General features: G+C 42.5%; 18 protein-coding genes. 16 read left to right on the top strand and 2 right to left on the bottom strand.

Annotated elements, in window-relative coordinates; all coding sequences use genetic code 11:
* Positions 1-217: 217 nt before the first annotated feature.
* Complete coding sequence (locus V7K44_RS15335) at positions 218-1,855, bottom strand: alpha/beta hydrolase (protein ID WP_334932799.1); 1,638 nt, start codon at positions 1,853-1,855, stop codon at positions 218-220.
* 898 nt (positions 1,856-2,753) lie between these two features.
* Between V7K44_RS15335 and V7K44_RS15330 the strand changes: the two genes are divergently transcribed.
* The 12 genes from V7K44_RS15330 (at position 2,754) to V7K44_RS15275 (ending at position 20,754) form a co-directional block, all read left to right on the top strand.
* A complete protein-coding gene (locus V7K44_RS15330) occupies positions 2,754-3,794 on the top strand; it encodes an SDR family oxidoreductase (protein ID WP_334932797.1) in 1,041 nt (346 codons plus the stop codon).
* A 168-nt stretch (positions 3,795-3,962) separates the two neighbouring features.
* Positions 3,963-4,976 carry an SDR family oxidoreductase gene (locus V7K44_RS15325; RefSeq protein WP_334932795.1) on the top strand — a complete coding sequence of 338 codons (1,014 nt, stop codon included), beginning with the start codon at positions 3,963-3,965 and terminating at the stop codon, positions 4,974-4,976.
* A gap of 806 nt (positions 4,977-5,782) precedes the next feature.
* Positions 5,783-7,636: a glycoside hydrolase family 2 protein gene (locus tag V7K44_RS15320; protein WP_334932793.1), complete on the top strand. Its 1,854-nt coding sequence runs from the start codon at positions 5,783-5,785 to the stop codon at positions 7,634-7,636.
* Positions 7,615-8,715: a galactose-1-phosphate uridylyltransferase gene (galT, locus tag V7K44_RS15315; RefSeq protein WP_334932791.1), complete on the top strand. Its 1,101-nt coding sequence runs from the start codon at positions 7,615-7,617 to the stop codon at positions 8,713-8,715. Before V7K44_RS15320 ends, galT begins: the two co-directional genes overlap by 22 nt.
* 422 nt (positions 8,716-9,137) lie before the next feature.
* On the top strand, positions 9,138-11,780 hold the full coding sequence (locus V7K44_RS15310) for an AAA family ATPase (RefSeq protein ID WP_334932789.1): 2,643 nt from the start codon (positions 9,138-9,140) through the stop codon (positions 11,778-11,780).
* 347 nt (positions 11,781-12,127) lie between these two features.
* Positions 12,128-12,415 (top strand): hypothetical protein, encoded by a 288-nt coding sequence (locus tag V7K44_RS15305; RefSeq protein WP_334932787.1) that lies wholly within the window; start codon positions 12,128-12,130, stop codon positions 12,413-12,415.
* The gene (locus V7K44_RS15300) at positions 12,415-12,810 is read left to right on the top strand and encodes a type II toxin-antitoxin system VapC family toxin (RefSeq protein ID WP_334932785.1); all 396 of its coding nucleotides are present in this window, start codon (positions 12,415-12,417) and stop codon (positions 12,808-12,810) included. Before V7K44_RS15305 ends, V7K44_RS15300 begins: the two co-directional genes overlap by 1 nt.
* A 158-nt stretch (positions 12,811-12,968) precedes the next feature.
* Positions 12,969-14,057, top strand: a complete 1,089-nt coding sequence (locus V7K44_RS15295; RefSeq protein WP_334932783.1) for a M24 family metallopeptidase — start codon at positions 12,969-12,971, stop codon at positions 14,055-14,057.
* A 5-nt stretch (positions 14,058-14,062) separates the two neighbouring features.
* Positions 14,063-15,145: a galactokinase gene (galK, locus tag V7K44_RS15290; protein WP_334932781.1), complete on the top strand. Its 1,083-nt coding sequence runs from the start codon at positions 14,063-14,065 to the stop codon at positions 15,143-15,145.
* Positions 15,135-15,521, top strand: coding sequence for a signal peptidase I (locus V7K44_RS15285; RefSeq protein WP_334932778.1), 387 nt, complete (start codon positions 15,135-15,137; stop codon positions 15,519-15,521). Before galK ends, V7K44_RS15285 begins: the two co-directional genes overlap by 11 nt.
* 698 nt (positions 15,522-16,219) lie before the next feature.
* Entirely contained in the window at positions 16,220-17,482 is a 1,263-nt protein-coding gene (locus V7K44_RS15280; RefSeq protein WP_334932776.1) for an efflux RND transporter periplasmic adaptor subunit, read from the top strand.
* Between the two features lie 14 nt (positions 17,483-17,496).
* Entirely contained in the window at positions 17,497-20,754 is a 3,258-nt protein-coding gene (locus V7K44_RS15275; RefSeq protein WP_334932774.1) for an efflux RND transporter permease subunit, read from the top strand.
* Between the two features lie 342 nt (positions 20,755-21,096).
* Here V7K44_RS15275 and V7K44_RS15270 read toward each other — a convergent pair whose 3' ends face one another.
* The gene (locus V7K44_RS15270; protein WP_334932772.1) at positions 21,097-21,360 is read right to left on the bottom strand and encodes a hypothetical protein; all 264 of its coding nucleotides are present in this window, start codon (positions 21,358-21,360) and stop codon (positions 21,097-21,099) included.
* 362 nt (positions 21,361-21,722) lie between these two features.
* Here V7K44_RS15270 and V7K44_RS15265 point away from each other — a divergent pair, with 362 nt between their 5' ends.
* The 4 genes from V7K44_RS15265 (at position 21,723) to V7K44_RS15250 (ending at position 24,388) form a co-directional block, all read left to right on the top strand.
* Entirely contained in the window at positions 21,723-22,001 is a 279-nt protein-coding gene (locus tag V7K44_RS15265; RefSeq protein WP_334932770.1) for a hypothetical protein, read from the top strand.
* Between the two features lie 7 nt (positions 22,002-22,008).
* Positions 22,009-22,203, top strand: coding sequence for a hypothetical protein (locus V7K44_RS15260; RefSeq protein WP_334932768.1), 195 nt, complete (start codon positions 22,009-22,011; stop codon positions 22,201-22,203).
* 203 nt (positions 22,204-22,406) lie between these two features.
* Positions 22,407-23,216 (top strand): phytanoyl-CoA dioxygenase family protein, encoded by an 810-nt coding sequence (locus V7K44_RS15255; RefSeq protein WP_334932766.1) that lies wholly within the window; start codon positions 22,407-22,409, stop codon positions 23,214-23,216.
* 155 nt (positions 23,217-23,371) lie between these two features.
* Positions 23,372-24,388 carry a glycoside hydrolase family 43 protein gene (locus V7K44_RS15250; RefSeq protein WP_334932764.1) on the top strand — a complete coding sequence of 339 codons (1,017 nt, stop codon included), beginning with the start codon at positions 23,372-23,374 and terminating at the stop codon, positions 24,386-24,388.
* Positions 24,389-24,655 lie beyond the last annotated feature (267 nt).

Genomic DNA, 24,655 nt, shown 5'->3' with positions numbered 1-24,655 from the left:
TCGTAGTGCATATCGGCGCGTCATCTTTTTCCTGTTATTTATCTTTCTTCACCTGTTCTTATTCCACTTTACCTAATTGATGACACGCCCTAGGAATGATGTACAATCTTTTAAATCTTGAAGGAACCATTACTCCTTGGTGGCAGCTCGTACTCCGTGGTGCCTTCTTACTTTTAGTCGTGCTTTTTCAGCAGCGTATTGTGCATAGAAGCTGAGTTTATTGAAACGGAAGTTTTAGTTGTTCAGATGTCAGAGATGTAATTAAACTTAAAGGTAGTGGTTGCTGACTAATGTCATTAACATAATTTGCACTCAAATAGGGAAGGTAACTTGATTGTCCGGCGATATAAGTTTCAAGAAAGGGAACACTCAAAGCTTTAACATAACGACGTGCCAAAGCTGGACTAGAACCAATTACTTGTGTAGGAACAGGCACAACTGTATTAGCTGATTCTGCAATAGTAGAAAAGTGTGTGCCACCATTGATAAGTGCTAAATATTTATTTGCAGTTGTTAACCAAATAAAAGGCTGAATTTGCTCTGGTAAAGCAGGAGCAACAGTATCAGCGCTGCCAGATACAATCATCACTGGAATTTTAATTTGGCTGAGGCTAGCTTGACCAAAAATACTACTATCAACTGGATTAATTGCAATTATGGCTTTTATTCTTGCATCTGATAAGTTATAGCTACCACTTGGTAAATTTACAGCTAAACACTGAAGCAAGAGCGAAACATTTAATGTATCTTCCAAACTTGGACAATTGGCTTGTAGTTGTTCCAAATTAATCTTTGCACCTGCTAATGCTAATGCTGTATATCCACCAAATGATTGTCCTATTACACCAACTTGGTCTAAATTTAAACGCCTCCTAAATGTTGGATTAGACTTTGATAACCGAGTAAGTTCATCTAGTAAATATTTGATATCTAAAGGTCTATCAATAAGTTCTCTAGGATTGGTAACTTTATCTGCTGTACCTGCTAATAATGCTTGCAGTTGTTCGGAATTACTACCAGGATGTTCTGGAACAGCAACTACAAAACCATAAGAAGCGAGATGTTCAGCTAGATATGCAAAACTTGTTCTGTCGGAACCCAGTCCATGCGAAATGATAACTATCGAACGAGGAGTTTGAGCAATGGGAAGGTAAATATCGGCTGGAAAAGTTCTGTGACGCGTTAAGTCATTGAGAACGATAGTTTGCTTAGAAAAACGAAAACTTCCGTTTTTTCCTAAGTCTCTCAATGTAACCGAATTAAGTGTAGAAGCAGTGGTTGTTTTTTGTTGAGCTTGTTGATTAATAATTGCTACTGCATTTTGCGTTTGATTGGCTAAATTCTGGAATGAATTGACAATTTCTAAAGTCTGGCTTAAATTAATAGAAATTGAACTAGATGGAAATTTCTGCAAGACATTTAAAAGCGTAAAGTTCTGGGAATCTGCGGCAGCTAATATTAATGCTGCGCGAATTGCATAAAAACCTGATAATCTAGATTCAGTCTGAATTACCTTGCCTAATGTTTCTAATAATCTCTCCCCAATTGGCGTATAAAGAAACTGCGAAACCCCTACTTGATTTAAGTTAATAGGAGTCAGTAAAGTTTGACGCAGTTGAGTTAGTTGCTTTTTGTCTATATACTGACTATATGCAGCCAAATCCTCATCCATTTTGCCTGTTTTAGCATAGGCTTCAAGTGAACTAATTGGGATAGACCGTTCTAAAGCACCGTAATTAAATTTTATCCGCTCTGCACCGAAAGCTTGATTTGCAGTTAGTACAGGGAGCAATCCTATGCTAAAAACTCTCAAAGCCAATTGCCAGACAGTTTTTTTACTTGTAATACGAGTCATTATGTGCCACTTAAAATAGTACATTACGCATAATTTATCAACGAATTCAAGCCATTTTAGTTGTCCTAAATTCATTAATTTGGGAATATCCAGTTTTAGCTATAAGTCTGGGGCTAGACGGGCTTCGCTTGTATAGCCGTAATTTCCAATCGCTTGATATTTATTGCAAAAGTGGATACTCCATACTCCTGTTAATTTGAGCCATAAGAGCTTGGTTTATGACTCTGTTCAACATTAAATATTTTCTGAATTTGCTAATACAGACACATTTGGGATATAGCCATTATTAGCGATCGCTAAAGCCCACATATCCTTAGTTAACAATATATCTAATATTAAAACCTCAATCTAAATAGTTAATTTGAATTGCACTTCAAGAAGAACTAAGTTACTTGTAAATGTAATTAAAAATACAAAAGACCTTTAAAAAATAGATTTTGAAGAAATAGCCACAATAGTTTGCAGAGTTTATAGTATTGGTAGATTGAAAATTTGATATACCATTCATTCTATTTTATCCTATATCTAAAGGTGGAAAAAGCTGATCAAATATTACTAAGCATTAATCTAGTTTGCTTGCTTGAGGATAACTTCAATTTATTTAAATATATTTATGTTTGTAAACACACAATCACTCAGAATTAATTAATCTCAGCCTACAGGTAGAAGTTCGGTTAAGTAATATACAGTTACTTGGTAACTATAAAGAAGAAAGATATCGGACTACAAAAGGACAACCACTACAGCAAATGCTGCATCAGGCACTTGAACAAAAGCAGCCTTACTTTCAGTCTCATTGCAGATACTTTAGCTAAATCTGCCCTGGCATTTGCGGATCTGCCGCAAACCTGCTTTCAAATCAATTTAGTGGAGTGAAATCCAAGTCAATAAACTCAGTATGGAACAAAAAAATATCTTCAAAAAAGCCTCACGTCGTCAAGTTCTCGGCGGTCTATCTATTGGCGTTGTCGCAGCGCAAACGGTACCAGTCTTCGCCCAACAAACATCTACCCCTGCAAATCAACAAGTGACACCCAACCAGGAAAAACCCAACCAGTCTGTCAAGCAGAATCCAGTTAAGCAATATCCGAGTCCGCCCTTTTCGCAACAACCGCAGGAGGCGCCTGGTCTTGCCAGCAAAATGATCCCGCGACCCGATCACGGTGAGACAAGTTATCAGGGTTCTGGACGGCTAGTGGGACGCAAGGCGCTGGTAACAGGCGGCGATTCCGGTATTGGTCGGGCAGCAGCGATCGCCTTTGCGCGTGAAGGTGCTGATGTTGCGATCAACTATCTGCCGTTCGAGGAGCCAGATGCCCGCGAGGTAATTCAACTGATTCGGGCGGCAGGACGCAAGGCGGTGGCGATTCCCGGCGATATTCGCAACGAAAACTTCTGCAATCAACTCATCGCTAATGCCGTGCGGGAACTCGGCGGACTCGACATTCTGGTTAACAATGCTGGTAGACAACAATCTGTTGACTCGATTCTTGATCTCACGACCGAACAGTTCGACTCAACGTTTAAGACGAACGTCTACGCGATGTTTTGGCTTACTAAAGCTGCTGTGCCGCACTTCAGTCCCGGTGCAAGCATTATTAATACCTCCTCAGTCCAAGCCTATGACCCTAGCGAGAACCTGCTCGACTATGCCCAAACTAAGTCAGCGATTGTCGCCTTTACCAAGTCACTGGCAAAGCAGCTTGCGAAAAAGGGTATCCGTGTGAATGCGATCGCGCCTGGGCCTTACTGGACACCGCTCCAGGTTAGCGGCGGTCAACCGCAGAGTAAAATCGAGAAGTTTGGCAGTGAGTCACCGATGGGACGTCCCGGACAGCCTGCGGAGCTTGCCCCTATTTACGTGCTGCTTGCCTCGCAAGAGTCGAGCTATGCTACTGGGCAAGTGTACGGCGCGTCGGGTGGAAGCGGAAATCCTTAATGCTCAAGCAGCAATGCAGCAATCTATATGAACTGGTATCCGATCAAATTAACTACCCATCGTTCCATAACGATAATTAACGATGCCCTATCAGCAGAAAGCTGTACTCTCACATTCTGCTTTATGCCCAATAACAAATAAACCTACAAAAATCTTGTATGAAAAGTTATGACTATTTCCCTAAAACCTCTCCAAAACCAAGTTGTTGTCATTACAGGTGCTTCTAGTGGCATTGGCTTAGTAACCGCTAGAATGGCGGCACAACAGGGTGCAAAGCTTGTCCTGGCAGCACGAAATGAAGATGCTCTCCGTCAACTGGTTGATGAAATTCGTCGCAAAGGTGGGCAGGCGATCTATGTCGTAGCTGATGTTGGGCAAGAAGAAGATGTGAATCGCATCGCCGAAAAAGCGATCGCTGAATTTGGCGGTTTTGATACGTGGGTTAACAATGCAGGCGTATCGATCTTTGGTCGCTGTATGGATGTTTCAATCCCCGACATGAAGCGGATGTTTGACACGAACTTTTGGGGCGTTGTCTATGGCTCCCGCGCTGCTGTCAACCACTTTAAACAGCGTCAAAGCGGCAGTGGGGCGTTAATCAATCTTGGTAGCTTTCTGGGCGATCGAGCGGTAGCGGTTCAGTCAACCTATTCGGCTTCCAAACATGCGCTACATGGTTGGACAGATGCCCTGCGAACAGAGTTGGAGGCTGAAGGCGCTCCTGTATCAGTAACATTGATTCACCCCGGACGGATTGACACTCCATACAACGAACATGCCCGCAGCTATATGGCAAAACAACCCGCACATCGCGGCATGATCTACCCACCCGAAGCGGTCGCTGAAGCAATCTTGTATGCGGCAGAACATCCAAAGCGAGATATGTTTGTCGGTTTCCAAGCCAAGGCTCTGGCGGTGTTTGCTGGCATCTCACCACGGCTCACAGACAAGTTGATAGAGCTTTGGGCGTTTCCCTCGCAACAATCCGATCGCCCCTCGCGCGATCGAGAAGACAATGCGCTCTATCGGGCTGGCTACGGTATGCATGAACGAGGAACTCACCAAGGCTGGATTCGATCGGGCAGCCTCTACGTGAAGGCACAGAAGCATCCTGTTACCACAACTATTATTGTTGTTGGTATTAGCACCTCAATCTGGTGGTTTACATCGTTTGCGGTTTAAAGTTACAAAACTGCCAGAATTGTTCTAAACAATCCATCCCTGTACGCCACGAGATTATTACGAACATTCTTAGTACCCTGCATGAACTGGTCGAAAGATGGACGCTAACCCAAGCGCTTATTGAGCCGGAATATTCGTGGCGTTGCCTGACCCTATCCAATATTGGAACGTCAGTAAGAATTGGGTATCAGGATGGAAGTGAATGCCCCTCACTCTAGGGCTATTTCATTCTAGACATAAACTGCCCAGAACTAAAGTTCCCCGGCTCATAAATAAAGTCCGTTTTAACGGACTATAACCTTTTATCAGTCGTCTAAAGACGACTTTTGCTATTAGACTCAGAATTAATTCTGAGGCGGGCTAGATGAGAATGAAATAGCCCTGCTCTCACTCATGCTTAATTTTTCTTTTGTTTGCTAATGTTTATTGACTAATAAATGATTTTAAAACATTTACTTAAGCAATTTATATAAATAAAACTTTCATGACAACCACTTTCTTCTGTGGCAGATTTATGATATTTAATAGGCACCTAAATTTAATGCTTTTTTTTAGATAACCTGGCAACGATTAGTAATGTATATGCCATAATGTCACGAGCTAGGGGTATATAAACTTATTGTTATACTTCAACACGCAAGTAGAGAAGGTATCAGTATTGACTACGAAAAAATATAATGCTACTAGCTCGAACCGATCGATGAATGATGCGGTGAAAACTCCTGCTATATCTGGGAATCCAATATTTGGGTCTGGATTTAATCTACAGCAGGGGTTGATTGAGTTATGGATATGGAGGAAATTTGATGAGATTGTTAGATTTGGAGAATTCTGAGGTTAAATTAGCCTCTAAAACTGATAATAACTTTGTGGACTTAACAGCAACACACCCCCGACCATTGTTAGAGCGATCGCACTGGTTAAATTTAAACGGTGAGTGGAAGTTCGCTTTTGACGATGAAGGGCGATGTGTTCAACCAGGCGATATCCAGGAGTGGAGTCATTATATACAAGTTCCCTTCGCTCCCGAATCTACCAAAAGTGGTATTGGTGACACAGGTTTTCATCCAAACTGCTGGTATGAGCGAGAATTTGAAACGCCTGAAGGTGACGGCAGATTATTACTGCACTTTGGGGCTGTGGATTATCGCGCCCGTGTATGGGTCAATGGTCAATACATGGTAGAGCATGAAGGGGGACATACTCCTTTCACGCTGGATATTACCACAGTTTTGAATCAGAGTGGCATAACTAAAGTAACAGTCTGGGCCCAGGATGATCCTTCTGACCTTGCCAAGCCTAGAGGAAAGCAGGATTGGCAATTGGAACCGCACAGTATTTGGTATCCTCGCACCAGTGGTATTTGGCAAACAGTCTGGATTGAACGTGTGGGTAGAACTTACATCGATAGTATTCGATGGAGTCCCGATTTCGAGCGGTGGGAAGTTGGCTGTTATGCTGCGATCGCAGGTGATGTCCCTGCTGGTATCCAAATCAAGGTAAAACTGAGCATTGGCAATACCGTGCTAGCAAACGATACTTATGAAGTGTTTAACGGGGAAATTGGTCGCCGCATCTCCCTTTCCGATCCAGGTATCGACGACTACCGCAACGAATTGCTGTGGAGTCCCGAAAAGCCTACCCTCATGGATGCCCATATTGAACTTTGGCATAACAATCAACTCTTGGACCAAGCCAAATCCTACACAGCAATGCGGACTGTGGGGATACAGCGCGATCGCTTTATGCTCAATGGTCGTCCTTATTATTTGCGCTTAGTTTTGGATCAAGGCTACTGGCCCGATTCCCTAATGACAGCACCGGACGATGGAGCATTGCGGCGCGATGTCGAACTCGCCAAAGCAATGGGTTTTAACGGAGTCCGTAAGCACCAGAAAATTGAAGACCCACGATTTTTATATTGGGCAGATGTGCTGGGGTTGTTAGTATGGGAGGAGATGCCCAGTGCATATCGTTTCACACCTAAAGCAGTGGAACGCACAACGCGAGAGTGGGCTGAGGTGATTAAGCGGGATATCAGCCACCCCTGTATCGTAGCTTGGGTAACGTTTAATGAATCTTGGGGAGTTCCGAATCTGGTTGAAACTGCGGCTCACCGAAACTACGTTTTGGCAATGTATCACTTAACTAAAACTCTCGATCCGAGCCGCCCAGTGATTGCCAACGATGGCTGGGAAAGTACAGATACAGATATTCTGGCTATTCATGACTACGACACCCACCCACAACGATTAGGTCATCGCTATGGGCCGGAAGTAAAGCTATCGGATTTGTTCGATCGGAAGCGTCCTGGAGGGCGCATCTTGACACTGGATAACTTTCCCCATCAGGGACAGCCAGTAATGCTGACTGAATTTGGTGGCATTGCCTATGCTCCTGTTGATAACCCCGATACAGATAAAGCTTGGGGATATGAGCGTTGCTCCAATATTTCCGAGCTAGAAATGAAATACGCTTCTCTGCTTCTAACGATTAATGATATCGAACTATTTAGCGGATTCTGTTACACCCAATTAACAGATACTTTCCAAGAAGCTAACGGTTTATTATACGGCGATCGCACCCCGAAATTTCCTATTGAGGCGATCCGCGCTGCAACCCTCTCAGGACAAGGTTTATGTACTCCCACAAGCTGTTAAAGCCCGACGGACGCAAACTCAAGTTATACAGTCGCTACCCAATTTCTAGCCAGTTAGAAGCCACTAGCCCTAGTAATGAGCCAGTGCTAGCTAATCCCCACTTGCGCTGGCATCCCTTGCGGGGTGAATGGGTAGCTTATGCTAGTCACCGTCAAGGGCGGACATTCATGCCGCCCCCAGAATATAATCCCCTCGCACCTACCACGAACCCTGAGTTTCCAACGGAACTACCCCAAGGTAAGTATGACGTGGCAGTGTTTGATAACCGCTTTCCCTCAATGAGTCCGACAGCCAACAATCCACCTGATACCATCGTGGAAACGTTACCAGCGAATGGAGCCTGTGAGGTAGTGGTTTTTACTCAAGATGCCAGCGCCTCCTTGAGTTCCTTAGAGTTGTCACATCTAGATTTGCTGTTGGAAGTGTGGGGCGATCGCACTCGCGAATTAGGGCTAGATCCGCAAATTCAGTACGTCCTGCCCTTTGAAAATAAGGGTATAGAGGTAGGTGTAACATTGCACCATCCCCACGGGCAAATTTACGCTTATCCTTTTATACCACCTGTTCCGGCGCGAATGCTGTCAATGCAGCAGGAGTATTATGAAAAACATCGGCGGGGTTTACTGCAAGACTTGATTCAGAAGGAGATTGCAGACGATCGACGGATTATTTACCAAGATGAATATGCGATCGCATTTGTCCCAGTCTGCGCTCGTTACCCCTATGAAGTTTGGATTGCACCCAAAGAGCCAGTTAGCACTTTTATGGATCTCACCCCTGAACAACGTTGGGGACTCGCCAAAGCTTTAAAAACTGTCACTCTCAAGTATGACGGTTTGTGGAATCGCCCGTTTCCTTACTTGATGGCTTGGTTCCAAGCGCCAACTGACGGTTTAGCGCATCCCGAAGCGCATTTACACGCCGAGTTTTTTCCGCCATATCGGACAAGCGAAAGGCTAAAGTATCTGGCGGGAACCGAACTCGCAGCCGGGATGTTTGCCAATGATGCTTTACCGGAGGAGAAAGCGAAGGAACTACAAGCTGTGGTGGTAAATATTGAAGAAGCAATTTCGGTGTGACACGGTTTGAAACTGTAACTTAATTTCTTGACAAACCTACCCATTTACTAATGTTTGTCCATCTCTTAAATTAGTGCATCAACAAATTGTCTTAACCGTTCCTTCTAATTGGGGACGGTTTTTAACTTTTATTATCAATATTGTTTATCTACGTATTTTTACTAAATTTATTACTTTTAAAAGTAATTTTCAGTGCTAAAAGTTTACGGAATTGGAACCCGTACAAAGCTAGTAGCATTTGCCCACAAACGTCTATTACTCTTTTCATTAGGCTTATGTGAGAGAACTTTCGAGTATTTGTACGACTGACATAAATTTACAAATAAGCTATAAAGTATGGTTGTATAAAATCCTCATTGTATTGACTTATGCGCCTCGAATCCATCTTTATCAGATTCTACAAATCATTTAATGTTGACTATATGAGGCAGCATAACTCTAAGGTTCAAAAGAAACCTTGGGAGATTATTAAGGCTGATGACACTGAAATGTGGTATCCCTACATCCAAGTACCAATAGATCCTAAAATTACAGCCGTTGTAGGCGCAAATGAATCAGGCAAATCTCACCTACTAAGCGCAATCGAAAAGGCAATTAAAGGGTCTGATTATAAAGATGAACCAATTGGTTCAAGAGATTTTTGCCGCTATTCGGAACGTTTCCTTGTAACCTCTGATAAGAATCGATTGCCAGAGTTTGGTACAGAATGGTCTAAAGTATCCCCAATAGAATGTAAGCGAATTAAATCACTCTCTGAAATTCCTCAAAGCCGTTCTTTTGACAGATTTTTCCTGTTCAGGCTAAGTGGTAATTCACTCACTATTTATCTTCCTGAAGGTGAAGGCAAGTATTCTTCTCATCAAGTCAACCCTCAAAAAGTAGATGAGTTTAGTGCTATATTGCCAGGAACTCGCAGATTAAAGAGTAACATTGCGCTTCCTGCAAGTATGCCGATTCAAAAGCTTGTTCAAAAGCTAAAGGGAGAAGCTAGTTATACAAGATATGAGATTCTTTCAGTTACTCAACGAAAGAGGGTTCGTGAATTGATGGACGAATTCTATAAAAAACCTGAAAGATTCAGCCAAGCTAGAACACAAAGTAATCCTAGTGATTCAGGCCCAGATAAAGTGATAAATGAAATTATCAGCATTTTGTCAAATCCCGATAGCAATTTAAGTGAAGATGAACGAGAAAGGCAAGAAGAAGAAGTAAATCTAACCCATGATCTATTGTGTAAAATTGCTGAAGTTGGTTCAATCCACTTATTAGATTTAGCCAATTCAATGGAAGCAAATGATGTTGGTTATACGCAGGCTTTAGTAGATAAAATTAATAGACAATTATCAGCAAATCTAAATTTTCCAAACTACTGGGTTCAAGATAGTAAGTTTCGTTTGTTGATGTCGGCAAAAGATCACAATCTTGAGTTTACAATTGTTGATAGAACAGGAACAAAATATTCATTTGATGAACGCAGTAGTGGACTAAAGTATTTCCTCAGTTATTTTATTCAGCATCGAGCCTATAAGCCACCAGGTAATGTTCCTGAAATTCTTCTGATGGATGAACCTGATGCTTTTTTATCTAGTCGGGCACAACAGGATTTGCTCAAAATCTTTGATGAGGTAGCAAGTTCAGGAGATAGTACAACAGCATCTCAAGTAGTCTATGTTACTCATTCACCTTTTCTAATTGATAAAAACCATGCTGAGAGAATTCGTGTTTTAGATAAGGGTAGCGACTATGAAGGAACTCGTGTAGTCAAAAGTGTATCAAAAAATCACTATGAACCCTTACGCTCTGCACTCGGAGCTTTTATTGCTGAGACTGTCTACATCAGTCATTGCAATTTAATGGTAGAGGGGCCAGTTGATCAAGTGTTACTTGCAGGTGCATCAACATATTTACGTGTTTTTGGCATTGCATCTAAACGTGAATCTATTGATCTAAATGAGATTACAATTGTCCCGGCTGGAGGAGCAACAAGCATACCATATCTAACTTATTTGGCTCGCGGACGTGATTCGGAACAGCCAGCAGTTATTGTTTTGCTGGATAGTGACCAAACAGGTAACGAGGTTAAGCGAGAACTTACTCAAAAAGGTTATGGGCCTCGGAAAAAACCACCCCTTAAAAAAGATTTTGTTCTCCAAGTAAAAGATTTAGAAAGTTTTGGCATCAAATTTCCTGAGATGTTACTTAGTCCTGAAGTAGAAGATTTAATACCATTACAAATTAGTGTATTAGCCGCTCAGAAATATGCTGAGGAAATATGTGGTGTTAGAGATCGTGATATTAAAGACATTACTGAGGATTTTGTTCAACAAAGGGTAGATAAAGGTGAAACAATGTTTGATGCCGTTAATACTTGTGTTCAAGCTTGTTCAAAAGATAAGCCACATCTTGAGAAAATTGGCTTTGCTCGTAGTGTTATTGAAATAGTAAATACTTTAAGGAGAGATGTTGATAGAGAGCAAAAGTATAGCGATGCACTGGAGAAGTTTGAACATAACTTTAAAGTACTTTTTCGAGAGCTTGACAAAAGAAAATCTTTGGCAGAGCTTGAGCGTACTAGAGAAAAAGCATCTCAGAAAGTCAAAGATATCGGGGAAAGTTTCTTCTACAATCATCCAAACGGTGCCAATCGAGAGGATGTTGTAGAGTTTTTAGATAAGCTAGAGGCTTTATTATTGTCAGATGACAGCTTCGATGCTGAACAGATTAGAAGAGGCATAGAAGGTATTCGGAATGATTACAAACTAAACATCGATTTGGGAGAACGAGTAGAGAATTATGAGCAATTCAAGCGCGATGTACAGCGCCTTAAAGATGTAGGCAAGATTGAAAGTGAGGAAAAACAAAAACAGGAACATGATGAGTTTGAAAATGCCAAGAACAGTTTAGGTAGCCCTGTGATTGAAGATCCTGCTACAGTTAGTTCATTTTTAACCGAGGAAGTTGAGAGCGAGGATAATTCCTCCACAATAAACTCAAAAACGGTAAGCACTGATAGAAAGGATAGAAAGCCCAAAATCATTAAAAGCGAAAATCAAGATGACTCCTAATCTTAAAAGTAGTTCATCTTTGATTATGCGCCAGCAGCCCAACAACTCTGGTGCAGTGGACTGAAGAAAGCCACCTATGGTGTTGAAAGGTTGCTAGCAGCCTTTCAACAGACTCATTAAACCAGTTTGCTTAAAAAAATTTGGGTTTAAAGACTGCTTCTGGCGTGGAATCATCATGTTAACGTGAGTTCGACGGGTTGAAAAAGGTGCAAAAAAAAGCTGAGACTGGAATAAGAAGAAAAATTCAAGGGTGTCTCAGCTAGATAGAAGACGTGTATTTAACTGCTCCTCTTTTAAGATGTTAAGCTAATACTGATAACATATCAAAATATCAAGGAGCAAATAACATGAAAATCAGAGGAATAAAACGCGGTCAAAATATAGAAATATTAGAGCAACTAAATAATATTCCCGATGGAACAGAAATAATTATAGACTTAGAATTTATTGAAAAGCAAATACCTGAGCCAAAACTAAATTTAACAGAAGAAGAGAGATTAGCTAAATTAAATAAATTATTTGGAGTGTGGAAAAATCAACCAGATTTAACAGAAATATTTGTAGAGATTGACCAACAACGTCATACTTACCAAGGTAGAAGCATAGACTCAATTGATAATCAGGATAACGGCTAATGTATCTGTTAGACACTAACATTTGCATTGCACTTCTCAAAGAAAATCCCCAAGCAGTGAAAAATTTTAATCGCTACTTTAGCAAATGTTATCTATCAACAATTATAGTTGCGGAACTTTATAAAGGCGTTTACTATTCTCAACAGATGTCCAAGAATCTGGAAAATTTGCAGCAGTTTACTGATCTATTACCCATAGAACCATTTGACTTAGAAGCAGCTATTGAATTTGGCAAGATTCAAAGCGAACTCAAAAACATTGGTAAACCAACAGGAGAATTAGATGCGTTAATTGCTGCTGTTGCTCGTTCTCACAATGATATTCTCGTGACTAATAACATCAAAGATTTTACTAATATTCCTAACTTACAATTAGAGAACTGGTTAGAAAATTAGATATAGATTAATACAATTGATACACTGCCATATCAGGATTGTTGAGTAATCTGGGGTAATTGCGATCGCTAGTGTACCATTTGGAATACCAACCTCAGACAGACGCAGACAGACCTAGATAAATTTGATAATCATCTGTATCTATCTGTGTTTTTCCTATGAACGAAGAAGTCTCCAAGAAGCTAGAGTTAATCAGGCAAACCTTACGTGAAACGGAAGTGCAAGGTCTGCGTTTGCGGGGTACAGACTGGTTTGCCTGGGCGACGGCTGGCGCTTCTAATACCGTGCTACTGACTGCTGAAACTGGTGTAGCAGAAGTATTAGTAACTACTGAAGATGCCTGGATATTGACGGATGAAATTGAAGCCCAGCGTCTTCAGGATGAAGAACTGCCTGCTAACTTTAAGGTATATGTGAACCCTTGGGCTGATTATGCTGCCCGTGAGGCTTTCGTTCGTGATGTAACTGGCGGCGGAAAAACAGTTAGCGATCGCCCCATTTCCAATTTAGAAAAGCCGTTACCCCCAACTCTGCAAAATCATAAACGGGTAATGATGTCAAGTGAATTAGACCGATATCGCCAAGTTGGGCAAAAAGCGAGTATTGCAATGACAGAGGTACTCAAAGCCGCCAAGCCAACTTGGACAGAATATCAGTTAGCAGGTGCGGGTGCAGAGGCGTTATGGGCGCAAGGGTTACATCCAGCGCTGACATTAGTAGCGGGTGAAAGGCGTTTACCGCTATACCGTCATGCAACAGCCACCGGAGAACAGATTGGACAGCAAGCGATGCTGGTGTTTTGCGCTAGAGGTTATGGTTTGTATGCAAATCTGACTCGATTTGTTTGTTTTGGTAAGCTTTCAGACGAACGAGCCGAATTACATTCCCATGTGCGTGAAGTAGAAGCAGTAGTTTTAAATTTGTGCCAACCCGGAACCACACTTGATGCAATTTATCACGCACTAGCTCAGGCTTATGAGCAGCATGGATTTCCCAATGCCATCCGCGAACATCACCAGGGAGGAACCACTGGATATTTAGCACGAGAAATCGTAGCAAATCCAACTACTACTGATACTTTGGCAGAAGGTATTGCTGTCGCTTGGAACCCTAGTTTAGCAGGGGCAAAGGTTGAAGATACTTTTGTGATTCTCAAGGATGGAAAGTTGGAAAATCTGACTTTCGATCCCAATTTTCCTAATGTTGAGGTAGAAGGAAGGTTACGCCCTGTACCTTTGTACAATTAAAAATTATGGATTTTCAACAAGTATTCGGTAAACCACCTGAAACTCAAGCCACTGCGCCGGGAAGAGTAAATTTACTCGGCGAACATACAGACTATAACGATGGCTTCGTTCTGCCAACTGCGATTCCTCAATGTACGACGGTACAGCTAGGTTTGAGTAGCGATAGTCAGCATCACTTTTACTCGGAAAATCTCAACGAGCAAGTGAGCATTTCAGATATTAATCATACGCCTTCTGGATTTGCCAGTTATATTTTTGGCTGTATTGAGATTTTGCAAAAAGCAGGACAAACAATACCATCGCTTTGTGTATACGTCAAGTCATCGGTTCCGATGGGTTCGGGTTTGTCTAGTAGCGCGGCTTTAGAAGTGGCAACGCTACGGGCATTACGCCAACTTCTGAAGTTTCCCATTGATGACGTTGAAATTGCCCAATTTGCCCAGCAAGCAGAAATTCAATATGCTGGCGTGCAATGCGGCATCATGGATCAGATGGCTTCTAGCTTGGCTGATACTGAACATATCTTATTTTTAGATACTCGAACTTTAGAACGCCGGGTGATGCCTTTGCCTGAAAATGCAGAGATTTTAGTTATTGATAGCGGTGTACCCCGCACACTTGCAAGTAGTGGTTATAATCAGCGTCGGGCTGAGTGTGAAGAGGCGGCGCGATCGCTCGGAGTTAAGGCACTACGAGATATTACTGATGCTGAAGTAACAGAAAAGCTCCCCGAACCTCTGCGGCGGCGTGCCCGTCATGTGGTTACAGAAGATAACCGCGTCTTAGAAGTATTGCAGGGAGTATCATCTGAACGCTTTGGCGAATTGATGAACGCATCCCACGCCAGTTTGAGAGACGATTACGAAGTGTCTGTACCTGCACTGGATACTCTAGTAGAACTGTTGCAAAAAACTCCGGGAGTATATGGTGCAAGACTCACAGGTGCGGGTTTTGGCGGTGCAAGTGTCGCTTTGGTTGCGGCTGGTGAAGCCAGAAGTATTGCAAATCATGTTCTTGAACAATACAAGCAAGCAGGTAACACCGGACAAATTTTGGTTCCTTCTTTGGAGTTAAGCGATGCAGCCTAAAGTTGTTTATGGAAATGCAGGCGTTGAAGGTGTAAATCGTTGGGGATGGTTTATGGGTCACTTTATCACCCCTGAAGACGATCCGCGTTCCACGGAAATGTTAGAAGTAAAATGGGCTATTCACAAAGCAGGTGAAAGTAGAACTGATTGGGCAGTAAATAACCAAGCTGCGACGCTTTCAATTCTCATTCACGGAGAATTTCGCCTGCAATTTGAAGATAGAGAAATTTTATTATCTCGTGAAGGTGATTATGTTCTTTGGTGTGCGGGTGTGTCCCATTGGTGGATTGCTGAGTCCGACTGCACTATTTTGACTGTCAGATGGCCTTCAAAGCCAGGAGATAGTGTTGAATTGGCTGGAGTGTCAAAGACTTAGTTTGCTAAGTAATTGAGCATAATTAATTTTAATTAGGTTCGATACTCACTCATTTGTCAGGACTACTTTGCTTCTCAACATCAGATTTAAGAGGATGTTTGAAAAGTTTTGGGCGACTAGAAGTCGCGGCTACACAAGCAAAGTCCGCCTGCGCGGACTAACACAAAATCAACCTCTTCAACCCGCGTAGGCGGGTAAAGTCTCGTATAGCCGCGACTTCTAGTCGCCGGGGCTAGTAATAAATTAGACTTTTCAAACAACCTCTAAGATACAAAGTCAGAGACTTAAGCAGGTTGGCTTAAATAATTATCGTTGCGATCAGGCAGAAGCATAAAGAAAAAGGGTTTGAGCTTTATTTACTTTTCTTTACATAGTTTGTTTTTATTGTGCCGACTTACTTATCATTTTCAAAAATCTTTGATATCTACCCTACAGACTTAATTATCTCTATCTTTGGTATTTTTTTTAATCCGTCGAACTCACTTAGTATGAACCCAGAGATGTTTTGGATATGAGTTTGTTTGACGTAAAGCCGTGATTCTGACGAAAGATTGCATCTAATGCGATCGACAAAATATCTACACATAAAATAGAAAATTTATTGCGGCAAAGCTGGAGTCATTAGGCTTTCTTAATCCCTTGGATTGAGAAGGAAAAATTATACAGTGTATAGATTTAACTAAGCAGGATTTGGTTTCATGCTAAAACGTAATTATCTACTTAAACACTTAAACTTTTTACTCACAAATCCAGTATTAGTTATTGTACTAATCCTTACAACATTGACGAGTGGTTGTCAAAAAAACGACCCGGCAGCGAATGCTCAAACCCCGCCAGCATTGCCAGTAAAACTTCAGCAAATTGGCACTGGCACAATCGAAGAAAGTTCCGAGTTTGTCGGATCGTTGGAGGCGCAACAAAAAGTCATACTACAACCCCAAACTCAGGGACGAATCGAATCAATTCTTGTATCGAGCGGTCAGCGAGTGCAGCAGGGTACACCGATCGCATCTTTGAGTTTAGATCAGGCTCAGGCCAATGTCACCAGTGCGATCGCATCTGCTAATTCGGTGCAAGCAGCATTGGGTACTGCTCAAGCAGAACAACAACAAGCCGAAGCTCAACGCACCAAAGCGGCTGCAAATGTTCAACTGCAACGGACACAATTCAATCGTACCCAACAGTTAGTCGGCGAAGGAGCCGTAGCTAGGCAAGAGTCAGACATTGGCCGAAATAATTTACAAACTGCTCAAGCAGACCTGCAAACATCCGAAAAGCAAGTTGCAGCAGCTAGGGCAGCCGTCCGCCAAGCACAGGCAAACATCCGCCAAGCTCAAGCAAGCACGGCTGCGGCGCGAGTCAGCCTCAATTTTAAGCAAGTGGTAGCACCTATTACTGGCATAGTTGGTGAATTTCCGGTCAAGGTTGGAGATTATGTCAACATCGGACAAACAATCACCACACTCACACAAAACGATTCACTGGATCTCAATCTTTCTATACCCTCAAATCGATTGCGCCAATTACAAACGAACTTACCCGTTCAGCTAATCGATCCTACCACCCAGCAAGTGATTGGTACAGGTGCGATTAGCTACATTTCTCCAAATGTGAGTTCTAATCAACAGTCAGTTTTGAGCAAAGCCCGCTTTCGGAATTCACAAGGGCGATTGCGCGATGGACAATACGTTAGAGCTCGCGTGATTTGGAATCGACAACCAGGTATCTTGATTCCCACCGTTGCAATTTCTCGCATTGGTGGACAAAGTTTTGTGTTTGTCACCGAAAACAAAACCGTAAATGGACAACAGCAGCAAGTTGTGCATCAGCGTTTAGTGCGTCTGGGAGATATTCAAGGACCCAATTATCAAGTTATCGGTGGGCTTAAATCCGGCGAAACGATTGTAACTTCTGGCATTCTCAAACTTAGAGAAGGCGCACCAATCCAACCCATATCATAAATCCAGGATAATTTATGATTTTTTCGATCGCGAATACCTTCATTAAACGCCCGGTATTAACTACCGTTTGCACTCTACTGATTCTGATTGTCGGTGGCGTGTGTATTCCGTTGCTGCCGCTTAATTACTTGCCAGATATTGCACCGATTCGCGTTCAAGTCTCAGCTTCTTATACTGGGGCGGATGTGGAAACTGTCGAAACTGCGGTGACAACTACGCTGGAGCGACAAATTAACGGCGTTGAGGGAATGCAGTACATGACCTCAAACAGTTCAGCAGGTAGTAGCAATATTTCAGTATATTTCGGGTCACAGGTAGATAAAAATATTGCTCAAGTTAACGTCCAAAATCGCCTCGCCCGTGCTACACCTCGCCTACCAACAACGGTGCAACAATTCGGTGTGACAGCACAAACATCTTCTACAAGTATTTTGTTAGTCTATGCTCTTTATCCCGAAAATAATGAGTATGACGCGCTGTTTATTAGTAACTATATCGATCTGAATTTACGAGATCAACTGCTGAGAACGCCGGGAGTTGGGGATTTAACGATTTTTGGTGAAAAGCAATATGCAATGAGGTTGTGGCTCGATCCGAATGCGCTGGCAAGTCGAGGCTTAACTGTGGCAGATGTCTCTACGGCATTGCGATCGCAAAACATTCTCGCCGGAGCCGGAACGTTAGGTCAATCGCCTACCCTTCCAGGTCAAAGTTATGAAATTCCGTTGCGAATCAATGGTCAATTTAAAGATGCGTCAGAGTTTGAAAATCTAGTTATTCAAGCCGGAAGTAATGGCAGTTTAATTAAACTCCAAGATGTAGGTCGTGCAGAACTCGGCTCGGAGACTTACAGCAGCAATGCGAGAAATAATGGTAAGCCGTCGATTGGGATAGCAATTTATCAGTTACCTGGTAGTAACGCCCTGGATGTGGCGAAAAACGTTCAGGCTCAGATGGATGAGTTGATGAAAGACTTTCCACCAGGCTTAAAAGCTGAGATTGTCTACGATACCGTGGGATTTGTGCAAGCGTCACTCGAAGAAGTATTGAAAACACTAGTTGAAGCGATCGCTCTTGTCGTACTGGTGATTTTTCTGTTTCTGCAAAACTGGCGTGCTACAATTATTCCCCTGGTTTCCATTCCCGTTTCACTAATTGGGGCGTTAGCATTCGCTTATATATTTAAATTCTCGTTGAATAATTTAACGTTATTTGGCTTAATTTTGGCAACAGGATTAGTTGTAGATGATGCCATTATCGTTGTTGAAGCGATCGCCCGCAAAGTTGAACAGGGAATGCGACCACTTCAAGCATCAGTCGAGGCGATGGATGAACTTACCGGAGCGGTAGTTTCAACGTCGTTGGTATTGATGGCGGTGTTTATCCCGGTGGCATTTTTCCCAGGTTCTACAGGAAAAATGTATCAACAGTTCGCGTTGATTATTGCTTTTTCAATCGCCATATCAACGTTTAATGCTCTTTCCTTTAGTCCGAGTATATCTGCAATTCTGCTCCGTCCACCTCAGCCGACACGTGGCCCGCTTGGTTGGTTTTTTGGTCGTTTCAATCAAATTTTACAATGGATTATTGACAAGTATTTAGCCAGCGTGAATTTTCTGATTCGCCTTCGTTATGTGGTAATCGGATTATTCGTGGTTGGTTTAGCTGCAACTTATTTTATGTTTACCCATGTTCCCACCGGATTTGTTCCGAGTGAAGACCAGGGAATTGTCTTAGGTATTATTCAAGGGCCAGATGGAGTTGCCCTCAACTATACCGACCAAGTAATTACAAAACTCGAACAAATTCTTGAAAAAGAACCAGAGGTGAGTAACGTTTTCGCCACTTCGGGATTTGGCTTTGCAGGTAGTGGCTCAAATCGCGGCGTGTTCTTTGCAAAACTCAAGCCGTGGGAGGAGCGCACTCAACCCAATCAAAGTGCCTCTGGAATCTTAGCCAGAATCAATAAAGAATTTGCAACGATTCCAGAAGCTATTATTACCGCAGTCAGTCCGCCACCAATTCAAGGCTTTAGTACGTTAGGGGGATTTGAGTTACAGCTAGAAGACCGTACCAATGGAAGATTAACAATCAATGATTTTTTTGCGAATGCTCAAGCGGTGCTAGCCCAAGCAAATCAAAAACCAGCGCTCAAAGGCGGCGTTTTTACCCAGTTTACTGCTAGTACACCACAGTTTCAAATTGACTTCGATCGCACTCGTTTAGAAGCACTTAACATCGATTTTCAACAAGCTGTCACCACACTTGGAACTGCAATTGGCTCCCAGTATGTTAACGATTTTACATTGGGACAGCGTAGCTACCGCGTATATGTTCAGGCAGATGCTAACTATCGGCGATCGCCTGATGATATTCGGCGGCTTTATGTGCGATCGGCAAATAATCAAATGGTTCCATTGAGCGAGGTTGCAAAAATCACACCTACTACAGGGCCATCAGTGATTTCCCATTACAACGGCTTCCGCGCGATCGATTTACAAGGTAGAGAAGCATCGGGCTACAGTAGTGGACAGGCGATTCAAGCAATGCAAGAAGCGGTGACTGAAGCAGCAACGCCAGGTGTTGGCAGTGATTGGATTGGAACCGCTCGCGAAGAATTAAGTGCAGGTAACTTAGGGATTTTGATTTTTGGCTTCGGGATCATTATGGTGTTTCTGACGCTGGCTGCTCAATATGAAAGTTATATTGATCCGGCGATTATTCTCTTAACTGTACCGTTAGCGTTGTTAGGCGCATTGAGTGCCTTATCTTTGCGCGGTTTGGTGAATGATGTCTACGCAAACGTGGCGTTAGTGATGCTGATTGGATTAGCGTCGAAGAACGCGATTTTGATCGTCGAGTTTGCCAATCAAGCCCTAGAAGAAGGCGTGACAATTCGACAAGCAGCCGTAACCGCAGCTCAAGAAAGGTTTCGACCGATTGTAATGACTTCAAGCGCTTCCTTACTGGGATTTTTCCCCCTGGTAATCGCCACCGGAGCCGGTTCTGCCTCGCGCTGGTCATTAGGAACAGCCTTATTTGGCGGGCTACTCGTGGCAACAATTCTGAGTTTGCTGATTGTTCCAGTCCTGTACGTAATCATCAAGACTTTGGAAGAACGTTTCTTGAAGAAAAAACCTGCTAAACCCTCCCAACCGCCATCTGGGGATGGAAACGAAGATGGACAATCAAGAGCGATCGCTCATCAACATTCATCTGTAATTATCAAGCAGAATTTTGATGATAACGGACGAAATGATCCGAGTAAATAAAAAAGAAAGAGGGTTAAGGCAAGAAACGCGATGAATCCCCGTCAAGACAAAAGACTGGTTATTGTAGAGACGGCTATTTATCGCGTCTTTGTGATGATTTATCGTATCTTTAGCGATCTAAAATTTTCATTAAAAAACGTGAGTTTGACAAGCCCTTTTTTGACCTCTCCCCCAACCCCTCTCCGACACGGAGAGGGGAGGCAAAACCCTAATTTATCGTTGCTCCTCCCTTTCCCCGTGGGAGAGGGAGGTTGGGAGGGAGAGGTTCATCAAACTCACGTTAAAAAAGTTTAACCAAACCGTATTGAGCGTCAGCCTGCCGTTAGGCAAGCAAAGAGAGGCTTAGTACAGCATTTCATTAATTCGTAGCAAATTAAATTTGGCAATACACGACAATGTTAATGCATCGGCTTGCAATGTTAATGCATCGGCTTGCAATGTTAATGCATCGGCTTGCAATGTTAATGCATCGGCTTGCAATGTTAATACATCGGCTTGCAATGTTAATGCATCGGCTTGCAATGTTAATGCATCGGCTTGCAATGTTAATGCATCGGCTTGCAATGTTAATGCATCGGCTTGCATTGTTAATGCATCGGCTTGCATTGAAAACGCTACATTTCTACGCAAAGCTGTACTTAGAAAGCTAGTTTCATTTTTTCTCTGTTTTTATGAAACCGCTCGGCCTCTCGAAAAACAGGATGGAGGTTATACTATTTCACAAAATGCTTGATACAAATGATTTGTCTCTAACTCTTTCCTCCTGCCCCCTGCCCCCCGCTCCCCTGCGGCTTATTTGTATCAACCTTAAAGTGAAATGGTATTAGAGCTGGGGTTCAGTATCTACTTCAGCCAGAATCGGTACTATTACAAGAGGTAAAGATTAAGTTGTAACTTTGGAAACCACAGAGACAATATAAAGTATCTCCTGATGATTTAGCAAAGTTATAAGCATTGGAGCGAAGCAAATGAACGCTAAATTAATCGTTTTTTCTGCCTTTGTGACAGCATTTGTAGGTGCAGCAATTGGCTTTATTATTGCTAATTTACTTCCTTGCCCTTACACAAGTCAAATGTATAAAGGTTTGGAGCAAAAATACGCGATCGTTGGTGCAGTTGCCGGCTTGCTGATTGGTTCTAGTCAAGAAATGATTCGAGAACTCAAGCAAGAGCGGGATGCAGAAGAAGAATTGCTGCGGGATTTGAACAAAGCTATTCACTCAAGTACAGATCGAGAAAATTTATAACAATTTTTTGACAAAGACTAACAGCTATAGCAAAAATTCCGATCGCGGTTCTGGAAAACTGCAAAGCAAAGCCACCATACTCACAAGTGGTAACTCTGGAATTGGGCGGGTAGTCGCACTTACCTTCGCTCGTAAAGCTGCCGATGTGCTGATGTATGTAGGTGTGTCTATTGGTGATTTGCTGAGTTCAACTGCACTCTGACTGTGAGATGCCTTTGTCTGGAGTGTCAAAGAGTTTAGTTATGTTAACTAATTCGTTATAATTAATATTAATTAATTGTTACAGAGGATTGGCATAAGCCACCAATTTTAAAAATAGTGCGCTACTATCGACAAGCAATAAAAAATCTCCTAGAGGACTGATATTAATACGCCTCTAGTTATAAGTTGAAGAGGATAAAAAAGATGGTTCAAAGTATAGGCGGTATAGTGAAATATTCAGCTACCGACCTAGACCAATTTGCTCAAAAATTGAATAAAGACGGAATTTGTGTGATTCCCGGTGTTTTTGAGCAAAAATTAATTGACGAGTGGGCACAAGCTTTTGAAAAATTATTTCACGATCGTCAAAATCAACCAGGTGGGTTGGCTCCTCGTGAAGTTTCCCGCTACTATCTAACCTTGCCTTGGATTTACCCATTTGCTAATGAGTTAGTTTTTGCCAATCCAGTGATTATGGGTATCCTAGATCGCGTGTTTTACCAAGAATACGTGATGGTTCAGATGGGAGTTGATGTCCCATTCCAGGGTTCAGATTATCAGGAAACCCATCGGGATTTTCGCCCATTATTTAGCGATCGCATAGTTACACCACTTTACGCCCTCGCAGTTAACTTTCCCCTTGTAGAAGTAACGGCAGAAAACGGCCCGTTTCAAATGGCGCGTGGAACCCATGTTATACCGCGTGAAGAGGGATTAGAAAAGGTTGCCAGTGGTGAAATTCCGATGGAATCCTTTTATATGCAGCCAGGTGACGTAATGGTGCGATCGCCTTTAGCACTGCATCGGGGTTCCCCAAATCGGACAAACCACCCAAGACCGATGGTAGTCATGGGCTATGCTATGCATTGGTTGCACACACCAAAGGTAGATTTAACTCTCCCACAAGACTATTATCAAAGCCTCCCAGAAAAACTAAAGCAGATGCTACGGTGTCAGCTAGTAGAAAGCTTACCTAAGAACAAAGTCGAGACTTACGTGAATTTCAAATACTAGTAGTTTTTCAAGGCAACAATGCTTGGTAAATAAGTTTGTAGTAAGGACTTTAGTCCTTGTGTTAAGCACTGAAGTGCTTACTACGTACCAGGCTTTTATTAACTTGACTAACCACTAGTAAAAGAAGGATTTTTGTCATTTCATAGATAATTAAGATGCAAACCTATACTAATCCAGTCTACAAAGGTTATTTTGCCGATCCTTTTGTTTGGCAACACGAAGGCGTATATTATGCGATCGGCACTGGTGCAGCAGAAGCAGAAGGAACGGTAGATGAAATAGCAGACGCACCAAATATTAACTCCAATAACAAATCGCGTGTCTTTCCTCTGTTACGCTCCTTCGATTTTGTGAATTGGGATTTTGTTGGTAACGCGCTACAACGGCCAGATCCAGCCCTTGGCGATAATTTTTGGGCCCCCGAAGTTGCTTACTGCGATCGCCAATTTTATCTCTACTACTCTGTAGGGCATGAAGACAAGAATCATCAGTTACGTGTGGCTACAAGCGATACTCCGTTAGGACCATATCAAGATGTTGGTGAACCAGTCGTAGATCCAAAATCTTGTCCTTTTGCGATCGATCCGCACCCATTCTGTGATGATGATGGACAGTGGTATTTGTTTTACGCACGTGACTTTCTAGATACATCGAATGGAGTACGTGCTGGTACAGCGTTGTTTGTAGACAAACTCCAAACCATGACTAAGCTTGCTGGTGAAGGGAAAGTGGTTTTACGGGCGCGAGCCGATTGGCAAAGGTTTTTAGCCGATCGTTTGATGTACGGTGAAATCTATGATTGGCATACTTTAGAAGGCCCCTGCGTTCGTAAGCATGAAGGTAAATACTACTGCTTTTATAGTGGTGGACGTTGGGAAACTGAGAACTACGGCGTAGATTATGGCGTTGCTGACAACGTGATGGGGCCTTACTCTGATGCAGGTAACGAAACTGGGCCACGGGTGCTAAAGTCTGTTCCTAATTTTGTTAGAGGGCCAGGACATAACTCGATCGTTATTGGTCCAGATGGTAAGACTGAGTATGTTGTCTACCATGCTTGGACGAAAAACATGGATATGCGGCAAATCTGTTTAGATATGCTGATCTGGAAACCAGAAGGCCCATCTTGTAATGGCCCGACCTGGACACCGCAGACTATCAGTAACTATTGAAGCAAAAAGTTGGTAGGAATTGCACCAAAGAAATAACCAAAACCCGCATATATAAGCACCAGCAGATTCATCAAGGGGAACAAAAGCTGGTACAAATGTAGCTAAACCTAAAAGTAAATAAATGACTCCGATAGTCAAAGCAATGTAACGCTCAGTTATTTTTGCTTAATTCTTACAGCACTTGCGTCTATTATGAGGTACACTAGATTAAAATATAAATCCTTTTAAATGAAGTCCTACTCTGTCGATCTTCGAGAAAAAATAGTT

Source organism: Nostoc sp. (assembly GCF_036917235.1).
In the GTDB taxonomy this organism is placed as follows: domain Bacteria; phylum Cyanobacteriota; class Cyanobacteriia; order Cyanobacteriales; family Nostocaceae; genus Nostoc.
The sequence above is the reverse complement of the archived record's forward strand: the minus strand, read 5'-3'. Positions and strand labels throughout refer to the sequence as shown.